Consider the following 17,161-nt stretch of genomic DNA (forward strand, 5'->3'; position numbering starts at 1 on the left):
TGATGCGACACTGGCGGGTGGGGCGCTTCACCGCGGCGGGGCCGCCATGCGCCCCGGGTGCGGGTGGAGCTTGCGTCCCGGGTGTGGGTGAAGAGGGCAGGGGAGACCTCGTCAAGGCCCGGACACCCTCGAAGACCGGCTCGCGACGACGGCGGACGGCGATGGCCGACCCACCGCGGAGCCGCGGAGTCGAGGAGCCGAGGAGCCGCGAAATCAGTGGAGCCGAGAAATCAGTGGAGCCGAGAAGTCGCGGGACGCGGCCACTGCCCGGCCCGCCCCGAACCACGCCGACGGCGGGCAACGCCCGTATCGGCCGGAAGCCAAACCGTTCATGACGTTCCCACAGAAAGAGACCCCCATGGGCAGCAGTGTCGAGACGCTGGAGTTCCAGGCCGAGACGCGCCAGTTGCTCCGGCTGGTGATTCACTCGATCTACTCGAACAAGGACATCTTCCTCCGCGAGCTGATCTCGAACGCCTCCGACGCACTGGACAGGCTGAGGCTGGAATCGCTGACCGACTCCAGCCTCGCCGGGACCGGCACCACCGACCCGCACATCGCGTTGGAGGCCGACAAGGACGCCCGCACGCTGACCGTCCGCGACAACGGGATCGGCATGACCCGGGACGATCTCGTGGAGCTGATCGGCACGATCGCCAAGTCCGGCACCGCCGGACTGCTGGAGAAGATCAGGGACTCCAAGGACGCCGCCGGCGCAGAGAGCCTCATCGGCCAGTTCGGCGTCGGCTTCTACTCGGCGTTCATGGTCGCCGACAAGGTCACCCTGTGCACCCGGCGGGCCGGCACCGACTCCGGCACCCGGTGGGAGTCCGACGGCGAGGGCACCTACGACCTCCAGGCCGTCGACGGACTGCCCGTGGGCACCTCGGTCACCCTGCACCTCAAGCCCGCGGACGGCGAGGACGGGCTCGCCGACTACCTGTCCGAGTCGAAGATCCGCCAGATCGTGAAACGGTACTCGGACTTCATCCGCTGGCCGATCCGGATGGCCGCCGAGCACACCGGCGCAGAGGGCGGGACCGCAGGCGACGTCGACACGCTCAACTCGATGAAGGCGCTGTGGGCCCGGCCGCGCACCGAGGTCACCGAGGACGAGTACAACGAGTTCTACCGGCAGATCAGCCATGACTGGCCGGCTCCGGCCGGGACGATCCATATGCGCGCCGAGGGCACCTTCGAGTACGAGGCACTGCTGTTCATCCCCGCGCAGGCGCCCTTCGACCTGTTCTCCCGCGAGAGCCGGCGCGGCGTCCAGCTGTACGTCAAGCGGGTGTTCATCATGGACGACTGCGAAGCGCTCATGCCCAACTACCTGCGCTTCGTCAAGGGCGTCGTGGACGCCCACGACCTGTCGCTGAACGTCTCCCGCGAGATCCTCCAGCACGACCGCCAGATCCGCGGCGTACGCCGGCGCCTGGTCAAGAAGGTCCTCGGTGCCATCAAGGACATGCAGTCCAAGGACGCCGAGCGCTACGCGAAGGTGTGGGCGCAGTTCGGCCGGGCGCTGAAGGAGGGCCTGGTCGAGGACACGGACAACACCGAGGCCCTGCTCGAGCTGGTGTCGGCCGCCTCCACGCACGACCCGGAGAAGACCACCACGCTGCGCGAGTACGTCGAGCGCATGAAGGACGGGCAGGACGCCGTCTACTACCTGACCGGCGAGAGCCGCGCGATGGTGGAGAACTCCCCGCACATGGAGGCCTTCGCCGCCAAGGGGTACGAGGTGCTGATCCTCACCGACCCCGTCGACGAGGTGTGGGTGGACCGGGTTCCGGCCTTCGACGGCCACCGGTTGCAGTCGATCGCCAAGGGCCGGATCGACCTCGACGCGTCCGCCGGAGACGACCAGGAGTCCGGCGCGGAGAAGGCCCGGCGCGAGGAGGACTTCGCCGCCCTGCTGACGTGGCTGGGCACCACCCTGTCCGAGCAGGTCAGGGAGGTCCGCCTGTCGTCACGCCTGACGACCTCGGCGGCATGCGTCGTCGGCGACGCCCACGACGTGACGCCGACCCTGGAGAAGATGTACCGGGCCATGGGGCAGCAACTGCCCACCGTCAAGCGGATCCTGGAAATCAATCCCGCGCACCCGCTGGTCACCGCACTGCGCACGGCACACGACGCCAACGCCGACGACCCCGCACTGGCGGAGATCGCCGAGCTGGTCTACGGCAGCGCGCTGCTCGCCGAGGGAGGCGACCTGCCCGACCCGGCCCGCTTCACCCGGCTGCTCACCGACCGCCTGACGCGCGCTCTGTGACCGAGGGTGCGGCCCGGCACGACCGGAGCGCGCGGGTCGCACCCACCCCGACTCCGCCGGGGCGGGTCGCGAACCGGACGCCGCAGGCTCCGCCCCGCGGGGGAGGGAGCCGCCCGCATCACCTCCCGGCCCACCCTCCAGGCGAACCCGGTCGCCCCGGCACCCCGGCGGAGCGCCGCGGCGGCCGGGGCGGCGCGGTTCGCCGGGGACCGCCCGTACCCAGGCCGTCCCCGACCCCGGTGGGAGGCGTCCGGCGTCCGGCTGCCCTTTCGGGGAGGACGAGGACGCCGAGGGGGTTCGTCACGCCGACAGGGCGGCGATCTCGCGTGCCGCGTCCCGGGCGGTGCGGCCGACCCCGACGAGGGTGGCGGAGGCGGGGCCGGTCCAGTCTCCGTAGCCGAGGAGATGCAGACGCGGCTCGCCGGCGGCCCGGGTACCCGACGTGGCGATACGGCCGCGCGGGCCCCTGAGCCCGAGGGGGGTGAGGTGGGAGAGCGCCGGCCGGAAGCCGGTGCACCAGATGACGGCGTCCGCCTCGGCCCGGGTGCCGTCGGGCCACTCCGCGCCGTGGGCCGTCAGCCGGGTGAACATCGTCGTGGACCGGAGCAGTCCTCGGTCCCGGGCGTATCGGACAGGCGGTACCGCGACGACGTCGCCCAGTGACGCCACACCCCCGGTATCGGTACGGCCCGCTTCAAGGGCCCTGCGGCGCGCGGTGGCGACGTCGAACAGCACGCGCCCGTCGACGTCGTCGGGAAGGAAGCGGGGCGGGCGCCGGGTGGCCCAGACGAGGTCGGCGTGCCCGGCGAGGTCGGCCGCGATCTGGGCGCCCGAGTTGCCGCCGCCGACGACGATGACGCGCTTCCCGGCGAAGTCCCGCGGCCGGCGGTAGCCGACCGCGTGGAGTTGTTCGCCCCGGAAGGAGGCGCGGCCGGGCACCGCCGGCAGGAACGGCCGTGACCAGGTGCCGGTCGCGCTGATCACGGCACCGGCCCGCCAGCCGCCGGTTTCGGTTTCGACCCGCAGCAGGGGGCCGTCGCGGTGTACGCCGTGGACCTGGGCTCCGTGCTGCACCGGCAGTTCGTAGCGCTTCTCGTAGTCGGCGAGATAGTCCACCACGTGCCGGGCGTCCGGGTACGGCTCGCCGGGCCGGGGCGGCATGAGCCGGCCGGGCAGCGAGGAGAAGGCCGCCGGGGAGAACAGGCGGAGGGAGTCCCAGGCGTGCTGCCAGGCCCCGCCCGGCGCGGCCTGGGCGTCGAGGACGGTGAAGTCGATGCCGAGGCGGCGCAGATGGTAGCCGGCGGCCAGTCCGGACTGGCCGCCGCCGATCACCACCACCCGTGTCCGCCGGGTCATGCCGCCGGGCGCTCCTCGGCGGGTCGGCCGGGCCCGAAGACGAGTGCCACCAGGGCCAGGCCGACGACGGCGCCGGCGAGTTGGGCGCCGACGAACCCGGGGACGGAGGACGGGGCGATGCCGGCGAAGGTGTCGGTGAAAGCCCGTCCGATCGTCACCGCCGGGTTGGCGAAGGACGTGGAGGAGGTGAACCAGTAGGCGGCGCCGATGTAGGAGGCGACCGCCGCGGGCGCGAACCGGAGCCGGTCGGTGCGTGCCAGGCCGAAGACCAGCAGGATCAGCCCGGCGGTGGCCACGACCTCGCCGAGCAGGAGGTTCCCGGCGGACCGCTCGTGCGTCGACCACTCCACCAGCGGCTCGCCGAACATGGCGCCGGCGAGGACCGCGCCCGTGATCCCACCCGTGATCTGGGCCGGGACGTACACCGCGGCCTCCCGGGCGGTGACGCCGCCGCCGCGCCGCGCGGTCCACACTTCCGCGAGTGTCACCGCGGGGTTGAAGTGGGCTCCGGAGACCGGGCCGAGCAGGACGATCAGCACGCCGAGCCCGAAGACCGTGGCCATCGAGTTGGCCAGGAGCTGGAGGCCGACGTCGCGGGTGAGACCGGTGGCCTGGATTCCGGAGCCGACGACGACGGCCACCAGGGCGGCGGTCCCCACCAGTTCGGCCGCCGCCCGGGCGGCGAGGGGGGCGCGGGGGGCGCGGGGCGGCGTGGCGCCCGGCGCGGGCTGCGGGTCGACGGCCGGAGACGCGGTGGGATCGGAGGGAGACGCGGTGGGATCGGCCGGGCGGGCGGAAGCGGCCTCGGTGGCGCTCAACGGAACTCCTTGATGCGTGCGGTCGCGCGGGGCGCGCTGATCAGGGGCAGGAACGCCTGAGGTCGGCCTCGGCGGTGGCGCGCGCGGTCCTCGCCAGTTCGGCGAACCGGCCGGCGAGTGACTCGATGACGTCGGGCTTGAGCCGGTAGTAGGTGAAGCGCCCGCACGGCTCGGTCTCGACCACGCCCGCTTCGCGCAGCACCTTCAGGTGGTTGGAGAGATTCGTCTGCCGGGCGCCGGTCTCCTCGACGAGGTGGCTGGTGCAGAGCGTCTCCCCGGCGAGGAGGGTCACGATCCGCAGCCTGAGCGGGTCGGCCAGGACCCGAATCAGATCAGTGTCGACTGACGTCATCATGGGCTGATACTCTCATATCAGTGGCCGCTGACGCCACCAGGTGCTGATGTCATTCGTGCCTGATGCCCCCGCGTGACAGGGGCAAGACGCCGTACGCGAGACAAGCCCGTACGCGAGACAAGAGAGAGACCCGCGATGGCCGAGAAGCCCTCCGTCCTGTTCGTCTGCGTCCACAACGCCGGCCGCTCCCAGATGGCCGCCGGCTGGCTGTCCCACCTGGCCGGCGGCCGAATCGAGGTCCGCTCCGCCGGCTCCGCTCCCGCCGGGCAGGTCAACCCGGCCGCGGTCGAGGCCATGCGGGAGGTCGGCATCGACATCTCCGCCGAGACGCCGAAGATCCTCACCGTGGACGCGGTCAGGGAGTCCGACGTCTGCATCACCATGGGCTGCGGCGACACCTGCCCGGTCTTCCCCGGCAAGCGCTACCTGGACTGGACGCTGGAGGACCCCGCCGGCCGGGGAGTGGAGGCCGTACGCCCGATCCGCGACGAGATCAGGAAGCTCGTCGAGGGGCTCATCGAGGAAGTCGCGCCGGAGCGGACCGCCTGACCGGCCCGGGAGGCGTCTGCGCGCGGCCTCGCCGGGACAGACCGGCTCTCGCCCGCCCCGGTCTCCGCCCGCCCCGGTCTCCGCCCGCCCCGGTCTCCGCCCGCCCCGGTCTCCGCCCGCCCCGGTCGCCACCGGGGCGGGCGGACGCCGGCGCGTCGCGGGCGGTGTGCCGTCAGCCGCCGGAGGGCTTCAGGAACGCCGCACGCGACCCACCTCAGGGCGATCCGGGTGGGGAGCGCTCCCGATGGAGGGCTCCGGGTGGGAGTGCTCCCGGTGAACGTGCTCCGGGTGGGGTCCGGTGTGTTCCCCACCGCGGGGACGGGGCCGAGCCCTCAGGCCGGGGGCCCCTTGGGGTGCGGAGCGGCCGGACTGTGAGCCGGCCCGCCCGCGCTGCCCGCGGCCCCGGCCGCCTCGGGGCCTCCGAGTGCGCCGGCCTCCGCGGCCGGCTGCGAGATGTGGGCGTTGCGCACCCCGGCAGTGTCGGGGTGTCCCGGGATGCTGCCCGCGGCCCCGGCAGTGTCGGGGTGTTCCGGGGTGCTGCCCGCCGCCTCGGCCGTCTCGGGGCCTCCGAGTGCGCCGGCCTCCGCCGCCGGCTGCGAGATGTGGGCGTTGCGCTCGTCCGCCCAGCCCTGCAACGCCGTCATGCACGCGTGGTCCAGGTGGCGCACCCCGGAGAGGTCGAGTTCCACATGACGCTGCGGGAGTGCCTCCAGAGTGTCCAGGATGCGGGGCAGCCGCAGGAACGTGGCATTGCCCGTGAGCCGGACCCGTACGCCCCCGCTCCCGCCCCCGGCCCCGGCCCCGGTGTCGGAGACCGAGATGTGGACGTGGGACATGGCCCATGCCGTCTTGACGACGGCGAGCAGCAGACCGATGAGCACGCCCTCGAACATGTTCGTCGTCACGATCGCCGCCGCCGTGACGAGGAGGACTACGGCCTCGCCGCGGTGGTCGCGCCACAGCGGCCTGATCTCCCGCACCGGGATCAGCTTCCACCCCGCGTGGATGAGGACGCCGGCGAGTGCCGCGGTCGGGACGTAGGACAGCGCCTGCGGCAGGAGGGCGACGAAGATCAGGAGCCATACGCCGTGCAGCACCCGTGAGAGCTTGGTACGCGCCCCGGCCCGGACGTTCGCGGAGCTGCGCACGATGACGGCGGTCATCGGCAGCGACCCCAGCAGGCCGCAGACGGTGTTGCCCGCGCCCTGCGCCACCAGTTCCTTGTCGTAGTCGGTGCGGCGGCCGGAATGGAGGCGGTCCACGGCGTTGGCGCTGAAGAGGCTCTCGGCCGAGGCGATCAGCGCGAACGCCACGACCGTGGCGGCGAGCCCGACGTCCGCGAGGCGCGCGGCGTCGGACAGCCCGGGCGGCTGGATCGCGTGCAGCAGTCCGCGGACCTCGACCCGGGAGATCGGCAGGTCGAGCAGGGCCGTCAGCGCGGTCGCGGCACCCACCGCGACGAGGGCCCCCGGCACCACCCCGGCCCGCCCCGAGACGCGCGGCCACACGGCGATGAGCCGGGCCGTGCCGACACCCACGGCGAGGGCCAGGAGGGCTTGCTGCGACGTGAGCGTGGCGAGCACCAGCCGGGGCAGGCCCGCGAGGTCGGCCAGACCGCCGCCCGGGGCCTTGGCGTCCGCCAGGGCGTAGAGCTGACCGGCGATCAGGACCAGTCCGATGCCGGCGAGCATGCCCTGGACGACGGCCAGCGAGATGGCGCGGAACCAGCGGCCGAGTCGCAGGGCGCCGAGCGCGACCTGGATCAGCCCGGCGCCGAGCACGATCACGCCCAGCGCGGGCAGCCCGTAGTCGGACACCGCCGTGAACACGAGGACGGTCAGCCCGGCCGCCGGGCCGCTGACCTGGAGGCTGCTGCCGGGCAGCAGCCCGGTGACCAGACCGCCGACGATGCCGGTGATGAGGCCGAGTTCGGCCGGTACGCCGGAGGCGACGGCCACGCCCACGCACAGCGGCAGGGCGACGAGGAAGACGACGAGGGAGGCGGTGACGTCGGCGCGCAGGGTGCGCCGGCGCTCTGCGGTGATCAGGGGCATGGCGTTCTCTCGGGAGATGAGGAAGGAACGTCGTGGGCGTCTGCGCCGGTGCGGCGGGCCCCTCGGGGCCCGCCGCCGGTGCCGGTGGCCGGGGTGCCGGCCCGGATCACAGGGGTCGGAAGGTGTCACCGTCCGGTTCGCGGGCGAGGACCTCGCCGGTCTCGACCGTGTAGTACCAGGCGTGCAGCCGCAGCCGGCCCGTCTCCAGCCGCCGGGTGACGCAGGGGTAGGTCCGCAGATGGTTCAGCTGGGTGAGTACGTGCCGCTGTACGGCGGTTGCCAGTTCCCCGTCGGTGGGCGACGTCTCCGCGGGTGTGTCCCGGCCGGTGCGGTGCCCGGCCCTGGTGAGCCAGTCCCGTACCAGCGGCATGCTCCGGACGTCCTGCTCCCGCAGCAGGCCCTGGACGGCGCCGCAGTGCGAGTGCCCGCACACGACGATGTCGGGCACCTCCAGGGCCTCAAGGGCGAACTCCAGGCTGCCTCCGACCGCGCAGGCCGCCTGCGGCTGCCAGGGGGGCACGATGTTCCCGGCGGTGCGCACCTCGAAGACGTCGCCGGGCTCGGCGCCGGTGATCAGGGAGGGGATCACCCGGGAGTCGGAGCAGGTGATGAACAGCGCCTGGGGGCGCTGCCCCCGCGCGAGCGCCGCGTAGGCGTCCTGCCGGCCGGCGATCCGTGCCGGGAACCGGCGGGCGTTCTCTACGAGTGACTGCATGACGGTCTTACCTCGGTCTCTTCGATGCGGAGGGTGTCTGCTCTGTCGAAGAGGGGTGCGCCGCCGCGATGTCGACGTCCTGTCACAGGGCGTCGACCGGCACCGGGCCTGCGCCCCTGGGGCTTCCCCGGGGTTTCCCCGGGGCTTGCCATGGGGCTTCCCTGGGCTTTCCATGGGTGTCCCCTGGGCTTGCCCGGGGACTCGGCAGGACGGTGCCCGGCGGCGCACCTGCCGGTCAGCAGCGGAACGACTGCAGGCCGCTCAGGGTCGGCGCCGGTGCGGCGCCCGGGTTCCGGCTGTGTCTCGCGGTGCCGGCCGAGGCGGCGGGCGGCGGGCCGGCGGTCTCGTCCGGGGCGCCGCCCTGGCCGGTGCTGCCCCCGCCGTGCCCGGCGGGGGCATGGGTGCTGAGCGGGGCGAGCCGCGAGGGGTGGTTGCGCGGTTCGTACTCGTCGTGATGGAGCCCGGCGCCGTCGGCGCTGGCGACGATGACCGCGGTGTGGGGGTTCCTGTTCTCGGCGGAGACGACGGCCGCCTCGGCCCGGGGTGTGCCGGGGTTGGCGCACAGCGGAGTCACCACGTGCAGCAGCACCGCGCAGATCAGCAGAATGCCCGCTGACACACGTGAGATCACTGCCCAACTCCTTGGATGTCAGTGCTGCGCCGGGCCGAACATTACCGTTCCTTTGCCACGGTTTTCGGTTGATTTCTGCGGATTTCGCATTATGTGGTGTAGTCAGCCTGGTTCGCGTCGCATTCCGCTGCCACCCGTGGGCGTCCGTTCGCGGTACGGCTAACGCCGTCCACGACGCCTGGTAACGGGGCGCACGGCGGCGCATCGGGACGGGCCGGGAGCGGAAGCGATCCGGTGCTGCCCGTGGGACTCCGCCTCGATGCCCGCCGTGCCGCCGTCGCCCGGTGCTGCGGCGCGTGGGAGCCGGGGAGCCGGGGAGTCGGGAGTCGGTGTGCGGCCCGTACCCGTACCCGGTCCCGCGGTCGGGGCGGCGGTCGGGGCGGCGGTCGGGGCGGCGGTCGGGGTCGGGGTGGTGGCGCACGGACCCGAGGGGGTGCCGTCACCCGGGCGCGGGTCGGTCCCGGTCGGGTGCGTACGGTGCGGGGGTTGGCTCCGTTCGGGTTCGTACGGTGCGCGGGTCGGTCCCGTTCGGGTGCGTACGGTACGCGGGGCGGGCTCCGGTCGGGCGCGGGTCGGGGCGGCGCTCCTCGGCGCGGGCGCCCGGCGTTCACGGGGAGTTCCGGTCGCGCGCGTGTCGGCGGCCCGGCTGCCCGTCGGCGGTCCGCGGGGGCGGTCCGGCTTCCCACCGCCGGTCCGTGTGTGTGAGGGGGCGGTTCAGTCCGTCGGTGGTTCGAGGGTGCGGTTCAGCCGTCCACCGGCAGTCCACGCGGTTCCTTGATCCGTTTCATGATGATCTGCGAGTTGACCTCGGTGACACCGGACAGCGCCGTCAACCGCTCGATCCACAGCCGTTCGTAGGCCCGGAGGTCGCTCACCGCGATACGCAGCAGACACCCCGGGCTGCCGAAGAGGCGGTACGCCTCGATCACGTCCGGAATGTCCTGGAGGGCCGCCTCGAAGGACTCGACCACCTCGCGGTCGCGCGCTACCTCGATGGAGACCAGCACCTCGAACCCCCGGTCGACGGCGTCAGGGTCGATGACCGCCCGGTAGCCCCGGATCACGCCGTCCTGCTCCAACTGCCGGACGCGGCGCATGCAGGGGGAGGGGGTGAGGCCGATGCGCTGGGCCAGTTCCTGGTTGCTCAGCCGGCCGTCGTTCTGGAGCTCGCGCAAGATTGCCCTGTCGATCTCGTCCATGACGCAATCATCCACCATGGCGACGCTGAAGGGGTGGCTGAAGTCGCGAACACATTGCGCACGAGAACTTCTATGATTGCGGCCGCCGCTCCGGCCGCCGCCGGAGTCAGCCATGGGGCGCTGCCCGGCCGGAGCCACGAGTGGGGCCGGGCCGCGCGTTTCGTGGGAACAGCCGCCCCGGGGCACGCCCCCGAACCGAGGAGGAACGCGCACTGTGGGACGGATCGTCGTCATCAGTACCGGAGGGACGATAGCCAGCCGCCGGCAGGGAGCCGGATTCGCCGCCGCGGCCGCCGGCGGCGAGGTCATGGCCACCGCCCCGCTGCCGGAGGGCGTCAGCGCCGAGGTCGTCGACCTCGGCAGCGTGAACAGCGCCCGGCTCACCACCCGCCACCAGCTGACCCTCCTCCGCACCGTCCACGAGGTGTTCGAGGACCCCGGGGTCGACGGCATCGTCGTCACCCACGGCACGGACACCCTCGAGGAGTCCGCCTTCCTGGTGGACCTCCACCACGACGACCCGCGCCCGGTGGTCTTCACCGGCGCCCAGCTGCCCCTCGGGGCGGTGGACGGCGACGGACCCGGCAACCTCCACGACGCCCTGCTGACCGCTGCGACGACCCGGGGCCTTGGCGTTGTGATCGTCTTCGACGGCAAGGTGCATCCGGCCCGAGGCACGGTCAAGACCCAGACCCTCGCCCCCGACGCCTTCGCCGACCCTTCCGGCACCCGTCTGGGGAACATCGGCTTCGGCAGGGTCTCCGTCCTGCGCCGACCGCTGCGCCCGGCGGCGCTTCCGCTGCCCGCCGTCCCGGAGGCCGCCGTTCCCCGTGTGGACATGGTCATGCACCACTGCGACGCCGACGCCCTGATGTTCAACGCCGCGCTCGACGCCGGGGCCCGGGGCATCGTCCTGGTGGCCACCGGGGCGGGGAACGCGACCCCGGAGATCGCCGAGGCCGTCGCCGCCGCCACCTCCCGCGGCGTGCTCGTCGCGCTGACCACCCGGGTGCAGGCCGGCCCGGTCACCGAGATCTACACCTATGGCGGCGCCGTGGACCTCGTGGCCGCGGGCGCCGTGCCGACCGGGACCCTCCGCGCCGGTCAGGCCCGGATCGCCGTGGTGAGCGCGCTGCTCGCCACCGCCGACCCCCGGGAAGGAGCGCGGCTGCTGCGCCATGCGCTCGGCGAACCGGCGGCCGCCGGCGCCATCCCGACGGACCTGGCCCGCGTCTGAGGGCTGACCCGAAGCCCCCGGTGGACCAGCGCTCGGCGCCGGATGCGACGCATCGCCAGACGGAGACGGAGCCGGAGCCGGAGCCGGAGGCGGAGGGATGTCCTCATACCGGGTGTATTCGGGCGATCCGGCAATGCGGTGAGGTGCCGCAGCCGTCGTCGCGCGCCCGCCGGGGTTGCGTACGGCGCGTACAGCCCCGCGGTACGTACAGCGCGTACAGCGCGTACAGCGCGTACAGCACGTACGGCGGGTACACACGTACGGCCCGTCGCGGAGGTCCTCCGTCCGTCCGAAGGCCGGGCGGGACTCCCCCCCATCCGCCCGCCCGAGCCGCCCATCCGCCCGCCCGAGCCGCCCGGGCCCGCTGCCGCAGGCGTCCGGCCCCCGCGCAGGCGTAGCCGCCACGTCGGTGTGTCCGTCCCCTCCGCCTACCCGTATCCGCCACCTCCGCCTACCCGTCATGTCCGTGTGTCCGTGCATCCGTGTGTCCGTGTGTCCGTCAAGTCCGTTTGTCCGTCGAGTCCGTTTGTCCGTCACCTCCCCTCCGCATACCCGCCGCGTCCCCGTATCCGCCCCCTCGCGTACCCGCCACCCGACACGAAAGCCCGCAGCGCCATGCCCACGTACGACCGACTCCCCTCCGACGACCCCCGCGACGAAGCCCCCGGCGGCACGTTCCGACGCGAGCACGACCTGCTCGGCGAGCGCGACGTCCCCGCGGACGCCTACTACGGCATCCACACCCTGCGGGCCGTCGAGAACTTCCCCATCACCGGCACCGCCGTCTCGGCCTATCCGGACCTCGTGACCGCCCTCGCCTCCGTCAAGCAGGCCGCGGCGCTCGCCAACCGCGAACTCGGCCTGCTCGACGGGGTCAAGGCGGCGGCGATCGTCGCCGCGTGCGAGGAGATACGGGCCGGGAAACTCCACCGCGAGTTCGTGGTCGACGTGATCCAGGGCGGTGCGGGCACGTCCACGAACATGAACGCCAACGAGGTCGTCGCCAACCGGGCCCTGGAACTCCTCGGCCATCGCAGGGGCGAGTACACGAGGCTGCACCCGCTGGAGGACGTCAACGCCGGCCAGAGCACCAACGACGTCTACCCCACTGCCGTGAAGATCGCCCTCGACCTCGCCGCCCAGCGGCTGCTGGACGCGATGGAGGTGCTGCGTGCGGCCTTCGACGCGAAGGCCGAGGAGTTCGCCGACGTCCTCAAGATGGGCCGTACGCAGCTTCAGGACGCGGTGCCCATGACCCTGGGCCAGGAGTTCGCGACGTACGCCGTGATGCTCGGCGAGGACCACAAGCGGCTCACCGAGGCCCGTGAACTCATCCGCGAGATCAACCTCGGCGGTACGGCCATCGGCACCGGGCTCAACGCCCATCCCCGGTACGCGGAGACGGCCGTCCGGAACCTCCGGGCCGTCACCGGCCTGCCGCTGACCGTCGCGGAGGACCTCGTCGAGGCCACCCAGGACGCCGGTGCCTTCGTCCAGCTGTCCGGTGTGCTCAAGCGGATCGCCGTCAAGCTCTCCAAGACCTGCAACGACCTGCGGCTGCTGTCCTGCGGGCCGCGCGCCGGTTTCGCCGAGATCAACCTGCCTCCGGTGCAGGCAGGTTCGAGCATCATGCCCGGCAAGGTCAACCCGGTCGTCCCCGAAGTCGTCAACCAGATAGCCTTCGAGGTCGTCGGCAACGACATGGCCGTGACCATGGCCGCCGAGGCCGGGCAGCTCCAGCTGAACGCCTTCGAACCGGTGATCGCCCACAGCCTGCTGAAGAGCCTGACCCATCTGCGGGCCGGCTGTCTGACCCTCGCCGAGCGGTGTGTCACCGGCATCACCGCCAACCGGGAGCACCTCGCGGACCTCGTCTCCCGCTCCATCGGCCTGGCGACGGCTCTCAACCCGCACATCGGCTACGAGCAGGCCACCGCCGTCGCCCAGGAGGCGCTGAGCACCGGCCGCAGCGTCCACGAACTCGTCCTCGACAAGGGCCTGCTGACGGAGGAGCAGCTCGGGCTCATCCTGCTGCCGGACAACCTCGCCCGCCCGCACGGCCGCCGACCGGCCCGGCCCACCGCCACCTGAGTCCCGGAGCTCCGCCGTCCCATGCCCCGGCGTCGGCCCCTGCCCCCGCGCCGGCTCGTGCCCACGTCGGCAGGGCGGCGGCGGAGGTCGGCAGCGGGGCGGCGGCGGGGCGGCGGCAGGGCGGCCGCCGGAAGCGCGTGCGGGGGCGCTGCCCGGCGGGTCCTAGTGCCGCGTCAGGCAGGGTTTGCCCTTCGGCGGCGTCCGGTGCGGTGCGGTGCCATGCGCCGGATCGGCCTCGCAGTGGGCCTACCCGGTTGGTTCGGCGACGCGGCGAGTCGCCGTGCCGGGCGTCGCGACGGGGCGAACGTCGCCCGACGCGGCACTAGCCTCGCCAGACGTTGTCGAACGCGGCCTGCTCGATGGCGCGTCGATGCCGGATCGCCTGCAACTCCGTCAGGGCGTCGAGCACGGCCGCCAGCACGGTGTCGACGTCGTCCGACACGCCGGTCGAGGTGCCGGAGGAGCCGCCGGAGGAGCCGCCGGAGCCGACATCCTCCCGGACCTCCCGCCTTCCGGTCTCCCGGCCGCTCCCGTCGCCTTCGGGCGTCCCGTCCAGGAGCCCCCGCCCGGTTCCGTCGTGTCCGTCCGGGGCATCGACTCCGTCCCTCCCGTTCCGGTCATCTCCGACTCGGTCGCTTCCGACCGGGTCCTGGTGTCCGTCCCGCCCGTCCCGCCCGTCCCGCCCGTCCCGCCCGTCCCGCCCGTCCCACCCGTGGGCTGTGCCGGGTACGACGGATACGCCGGGTACGCCGGCGTCGTAAAGCCCCAGGGCCGACGCCAGTGCCGCCAGGACCGGCTCGGCCGAGGCGAGCCGTTCCACCGCCGCGCGCCGGGCGGGCGTGTCGGCCGGCACATCCCGGCGCGCCCGGGAGAACAGCCCGCGGCGGCGCTGCCGCCCGAAGAGCCCCTCCGCCTCGAGCACGGCCAGATACTCCGCGGACAGGCCCCGGCCCCTGCGCCAGAGCCAGTCGCCGACCGGTTCGTACGGAGCCTGTCGGACCAGGGACGAAACGGCCCGGCTCAGCAGCGGATCGTCTGTGGCAGGGCCGAGGCCGGGCACGATGCGGTCGCCGTCCAGGGTGGCGGCCTCGACGGCGAGCAGGTCGATGACCTCAGCCGCCGCGAGCGCGAGTGACAGATCGCCCTGCTCGACGTGGCGGCCCGGTGCCGCGTCCATTGCGATGATCATCAGATCGCGTGAAGTGGTCATGGAGAACGTCCGCTCGTGAGACTGCCGGGGAAGGGGGCGCGCTCGGTGCCGCCACCATACGCGAACGACATGCGGCCGGTACCCCGATGGTGATCGGGCCGGTGGGGCCGAGGGGCCGGTCAGCCCGAGGTCAGTACCATCCGGAAACGGGCGCCGCCCGACAGCATCCTCTGGTACGCCTCGCCGACCGAGGCCAGCGGCAGGGTCTCGACCGTCGGACGGATCCCGCGCAGGGCGCTGAACTCCAACACGTCCTGTACGTCCTGTGCGGTGCCGGACGGGTGGCCGCGGACGACCCGGCCGCTCATCAGCAGTTGCAGCGGGTTGATGCCCAGCGCCTTGGGATCTGCGCCGATCACCACCAACTCGCCGCGAGGCGCCAGCCCGTCCACACTGGCCGTGATGGCCGCCGAGTTGGCCGCCGTCGCGAGGACGACCCTGGCACCGCCGAGGGTCCGCAGGGCCTCGGCGACGGACGTGCCGGCCGTGCTGTCGACGTAGTGGTGGGCGCCGAGCCGCCGGGCGAGGCCGGCCTTCTCCGCTCCGCGGGCGATCGCCACGGTCTCGAAGCCCATCGCGACCGCGTACTTCACCGCGAGGTGGCCGAGACCGCCGATACCGAGCACGGCGACGAGATCGCCCGGCCGGGCCGCACTGCGCCGCAGCCCGTTGTAGGTGGTCACTCCGGCGCAGGCCATCGGCCCCGCGTCGGCGGCCGTCAGCGCGTCGGGAATCCGTGCCAGGGCGTCGACCGGCGCGATGACGGACTCCGCGAAGCCTCCGTCGTACGCCCATCCCGGCACCTTGAGGTTCTCGCACACGATGAAGTCGCCCCGCCGGCAGGAGACGCAGTGACCGCAGCTGCCTCCGAACCAGCCGACGGCCACCCGGTCGCCGACCTCCCAGCCCCAGCCCTGGAGGCCGTCGCCCAGGGCGTCGATGCGTCCGGCGATCTCGTGGCCGGGGACCACCGGGAAGGTGACACCCGGCAGCGCGGCAGCCACGAAGAAGGCGTCGCTGTGGCAGATTCCGCAGGCCTCGACGGTGATCCGCACATGGCAGGGACCGGGTTGCGGCACCTCGCGCTCGACGACCTCGAACGGCCCTCGGGCGGTGGTGACCTGCGCGACTCGATAGGTACTCATCCGGATCTCTCCCAGGACAGCTCGGACGGCCCCCGCAGTCCAGCGAACCAGCCCAGGCCCGATCCCGCGCGCCGAGGGCGAGGAGGGGCGCGGGGCGGGCGCGGGGCGGGCGCGGAGAGGGCGGGGAGGGGCGCGGAGAGGGCGCGGATGGGCGGTGGGAACGGAGGTGAGGGGGGACGGGATCGGTGCCGAGCCATGCGCGCGGCTTCCGGTGACGGCGAGGCGTCTTCCGGGCCGGATGAGTCTCCGGGCCGGGGTGTCCGGAGCGGGGTGAGTCTCCGCCGGACCTGGGTGCCCGGGCCGGGTGAGTCTCCGGGCGGGGTGAGTCTCCGCCGGACCTGGGTGCCCGGAGCGGGGTGTCCGGGCCGGTCGAGGGGAGGTCTCTGCGCGGAGGTGCTCCTCCGGTCCCACCCGCGGGCAACGGGGTGCCCGGGCACCCCCTTCACGCGTGGGACGTCGGTGCGAACTTCATCCGCGGGGGTCAGCGTGAACGGGACGGGCCGGGTTCCGGCGAAGGGTCCGGGGTGAGGGGGAGAAGGACCCTTATGGTCTTCCCCTCGCGCACCGGCGCGATGTGGATGCGGGTGGCGAGCCGTTGGACGAGCGGCCAGCCGTAGCCGCCCATGGGAAACGCGTGTCCCTCGGTGCGGAGACGCACGGTAGGCGCCTCTGGGCTGCGGTCCCGCACCGTCAGCACCAGCCCTTCGCCGGTCACCCGGGCCGCGAAGCCGGTGACACCGCCCCCGTGCCGGATCGCGTTGGTCACCAACTCCGAGGCGACCAGCAGAGCGTCTGTCAGGGCCACCGTCGGCGCCCCGTGTCGAGGTGCCCCCCGGAAGTGCTCCTCCAGCAGCCGTTCGACCTGGTCGCGGGCGGCGGCCGCGCTCGCCGGCACCGGTGGCCGCGCAGGCCGGTGGTCCCCGGCCACGTCGCCTGACAGCATGGTCACCCCCGCGTGCTTCTCGTTGCCCCGGGCAATTCGCGTTCCGCGAAAGCCGCTTACCCAGAAGAATGCCTTCCTCACCCGGCGGCCGAGAGGTGTTCGCCTGGTGCCGTCCGATCCGGCCCTCCACGGGCCGGTGCGACCGAGGGCCGGGCGCAGGCAGGCACGCCGTCGCGCCGGCAGACCGGGAGGGTGCGTCCCCCGACCGGGGGACGCACCCTCCCGGTCTGCCGGACGCTCCGCCGGTGCCGGTGCCGGTGCCGGTGCCGATTGCGGTGCCCGTGCCCGTGCCGGCGGTCCGGGCTCCGGCCGAGGGCCGCCGACCACCCCCTACCGTCGTGCCGGGACGGCATGCCTCGGCCCGGCGGAACTCACGGCGGCCCGATCCCGCGGCCGCGTGGGCTTCGGGGCGCGAGGTGCCATGGAGTGCCTCTCGCGGGAGAGCGAGGGCCTCACGGACTCGTGGACCTGAGGACACCGGCGCCTCGGGCGGGCCCCAGCACCTTGGACAGCAGCGCCTCGGGTCCCACCTCCTCGGGTCCCACCACCTCAGGCGTCACCACCTCGGACAACAGCACAT

At 73.4% G+C, this 17,161-nt stretch carries 15 protein-coding genes; 4 read left to right on the top strand and 11 right to left on the bottom strand.

Annotated features, from left to right (window positions below):
- Window positions 1-358 precede the first annotated feature (358 nt).
- Window positions 359-2,278, top strand: a complete 1,920-nt coding sequence (gene htpG / locus DDQ41_RS26690; RefSeq protein ID WP_109296749.1) for a molecular chaperone HtpG — start codon at window positions 359-361, stop codon at window positions 2,276-2,278.
- 300 nt (window positions 2,279-2,578) lie between these two features.
- Here htpG and DDQ41_RS26695 read toward each other — a convergent pair whose 3' ends face one another.
- Genes DDQ41_RS26695 through DDQ41_RS26705 form a run of 3 tightly spaced genes read right to left on the bottom strand, consistent with a single transcriptional unit; the run spans window position 2,579 to window position 4,807 of the window.
- On the bottom strand, window positions 2,579-3,634 hold the full coding sequence (locus DDQ41_RS26695) for an ArsO family NAD(P)H-dependent flavin-containing monooxygenase (RefSeq protein WP_109296750.1): 1,056 nt from the start codon (window positions 3,632-3,634) through the stop codon (window positions 2,579-2,581).
- Window positions 3,631-4,452 carry an aquaporin gene (locus DDQ41_RS26700; RefSeq protein ID WP_109296751.1) on the bottom strand — a complete coding sequence of 274 codons (822 nt, stop codon included), beginning with the start codon at window positions 4,450-4,452 and terminating at the stop codon, window positions 3,631-3,633. The genes DDQ41_RS26695 and DDQ41_RS26700 overlap by 4 nt, the downstream gene beginning before the upstream one ends.
- Window positions 4,453-4,492: 40 nt before the next feature.
- Window positions 4,493-4,807 carry an ArsR/SmtB family transcription factor gene (locus DDQ41_RS26705; protein ID WP_109296752.1) on the bottom strand — a complete coding sequence of 105 codons (315 nt, stop codon included), beginning with the start codon at window positions 4,805-4,807 and terminating at the stop codon, window positions 4,493-4,495.
- A gap of 135 nt (window positions 4,808-4,942) precedes the next feature.
- Between DDQ41_RS26705 and DDQ41_RS26710 the strand changes: the two genes are divergently transcribed.
- Complete coding sequence (locus DDQ41_RS26710; protein WP_109296753.1) at window positions 4,943-5,356, top strand: arsenate reductase ArsC; 414 nt, start codon at window positions 4,943-4,945, stop codon at window positions 5,354-5,356.
- 332 nt (window positions 5,357-5,688) lie between these two features.
- Here the strand turns inward: DDQ41_RS26710 and DDQ41_RS26715 are convergent, their stop codons facing one another.
- The 4 genes from DDQ41_RS26715 to DDQ41_RS26730 form a co-directional block, all read right to left on the bottom strand.
- A complete protein-coding gene (locus DDQ41_RS26715) occupies window positions 5,689-7,410 on the bottom strand; it encodes a SulP family inorganic anion transporter (RefSeq protein ID WP_262508582.1) in 1,722 nt (573 codons plus the stop codon).
- Window positions 7,411-7,516: 106 nt separating this feature from the next.
- A complete protein-coding gene (locus DDQ41_RS26720; protein WP_109296754.1) occupies window positions 7,517-8,125 on the bottom strand; it encodes a carbonic anhydrase in 609 nt (202 codons plus the stop codon).
- A 235-nt stretch (window positions 8,126-8,360) separates the two neighbouring features.
- Window positions 8,361-8,756: a hypothetical protein gene (locus DDQ41_RS26725; RefSeq protein ID WP_245990654.1), complete on the bottom strand. Its 396-nt coding sequence runs from the start codon at window positions 8,754-8,756 to the stop codon at window positions 8,361-8,363.
- A gap of 743 nt (window positions 8,757-9,499) precedes the next feature.
- Window positions 9,500-9,955, bottom strand: coding sequence for an Lrp/AsnC family transcriptional regulator (locus tag DDQ41_RS26730; protein WP_109296755.1), 456 nt, complete (start codon window positions 9,953-9,955; stop codon window positions 9,500-9,502).
- Between the two features lie 214 nt (window positions 9,956-10,169).
- Between DDQ41_RS26730 and DDQ41_RS26735 the strand changes: the two genes are divergently transcribed.
- Together DDQ41_RS26735 and aspA are read left to right on the top strand one after the other, a co-directional pair.
- Window positions 10,170-11,192 carry an asparaginase gene (locus tag DDQ41_RS26735; RefSeq protein ID WP_109296756.1) on the top strand — a complete coding sequence of 341 codons (1,023 nt, stop codon included), beginning with the start codon at window positions 10,170-10,172 and terminating at the stop codon, window positions 11,190-11,192.
- 615 nt (window positions 11,193-11,807) lie between these two features.
- Window positions 11,808-13,283 (top strand): aspartate ammonia-lyase, encoded by a 1,476-nt coding sequence (aspA, locus tag DDQ41_RS26740; protein WP_109296757.1) that lies wholly within the window; start codon window positions 11,808-11,810, stop codon window positions 13,281-13,283.
- Between the two features lie 322 nt (window positions 13,284-13,605).
- Here the strand turns inward: aspA and DDQ41_RS33130 are convergent, their stop codons facing one another.
- From DDQ41_RS33130 to DDQ41_RS32740, 4 genes are all read right to left on the bottom strand, one after another.
- The gene (locus DDQ41_RS33130; protein WP_109296758.1) at window positions 13,606-14,493 is read right to left on the bottom strand and encodes a GOLPH3/VPS74 family protein; all 888 of its coding nucleotides are present in this window, start codon (window positions 14,491-14,493) and stop codon (window positions 13,606-13,608) included.
- Between the two features lie 119 nt (window positions 14,494-14,612).
- Window positions 14,613-15,638, bottom strand: coding sequence for an alcohol dehydrogenase (locus tag DDQ41_RS26750; protein ID WP_109296759.1), 1,026 nt, complete (start codon window positions 15,636-15,638; stop codon window positions 14,613-14,615).
- 481 nt (window positions 15,639-16,119) lie between these two features.
- Window positions 16,120-16,581 carry an ATP-binding protein gene (locus tag DDQ41_RS26755; RefSeq protein WP_245990709.1) on the bottom strand — a complete coding sequence of 154 codons (462 nt, stop codon included), beginning with the start codon at window positions 16,579-16,581 and terminating at the stop codon, window positions 16,120-16,122.
- Between the two features lie 452 nt (window positions 16,582-17,033).
- Window positions 17,034-17,159 carry a hypothetical protein gene (locus tag DDQ41_RS32740; protein WP_262508583.1) on the bottom strand — a complete coding sequence of 42 codons (126 nt, stop codon included), beginning with the start codon at window positions 17,157-17,159 and terminating at the stop codon, window positions 17,034-17,036.
- Between the last annotated feature and the right edge of the window lie 2 nt (window positions 17,160-17,161).

The sequence above is a fragment of the Streptomyces spongiicola genome (assembly GCF_003122365.1).
GTDB classification, from domain to species: Bacteria; Actinomycetota; Actinomycetes; order Streptomycetales; family Streptomycetaceae; genus Streptomyces; species Streptomyces spongiicola.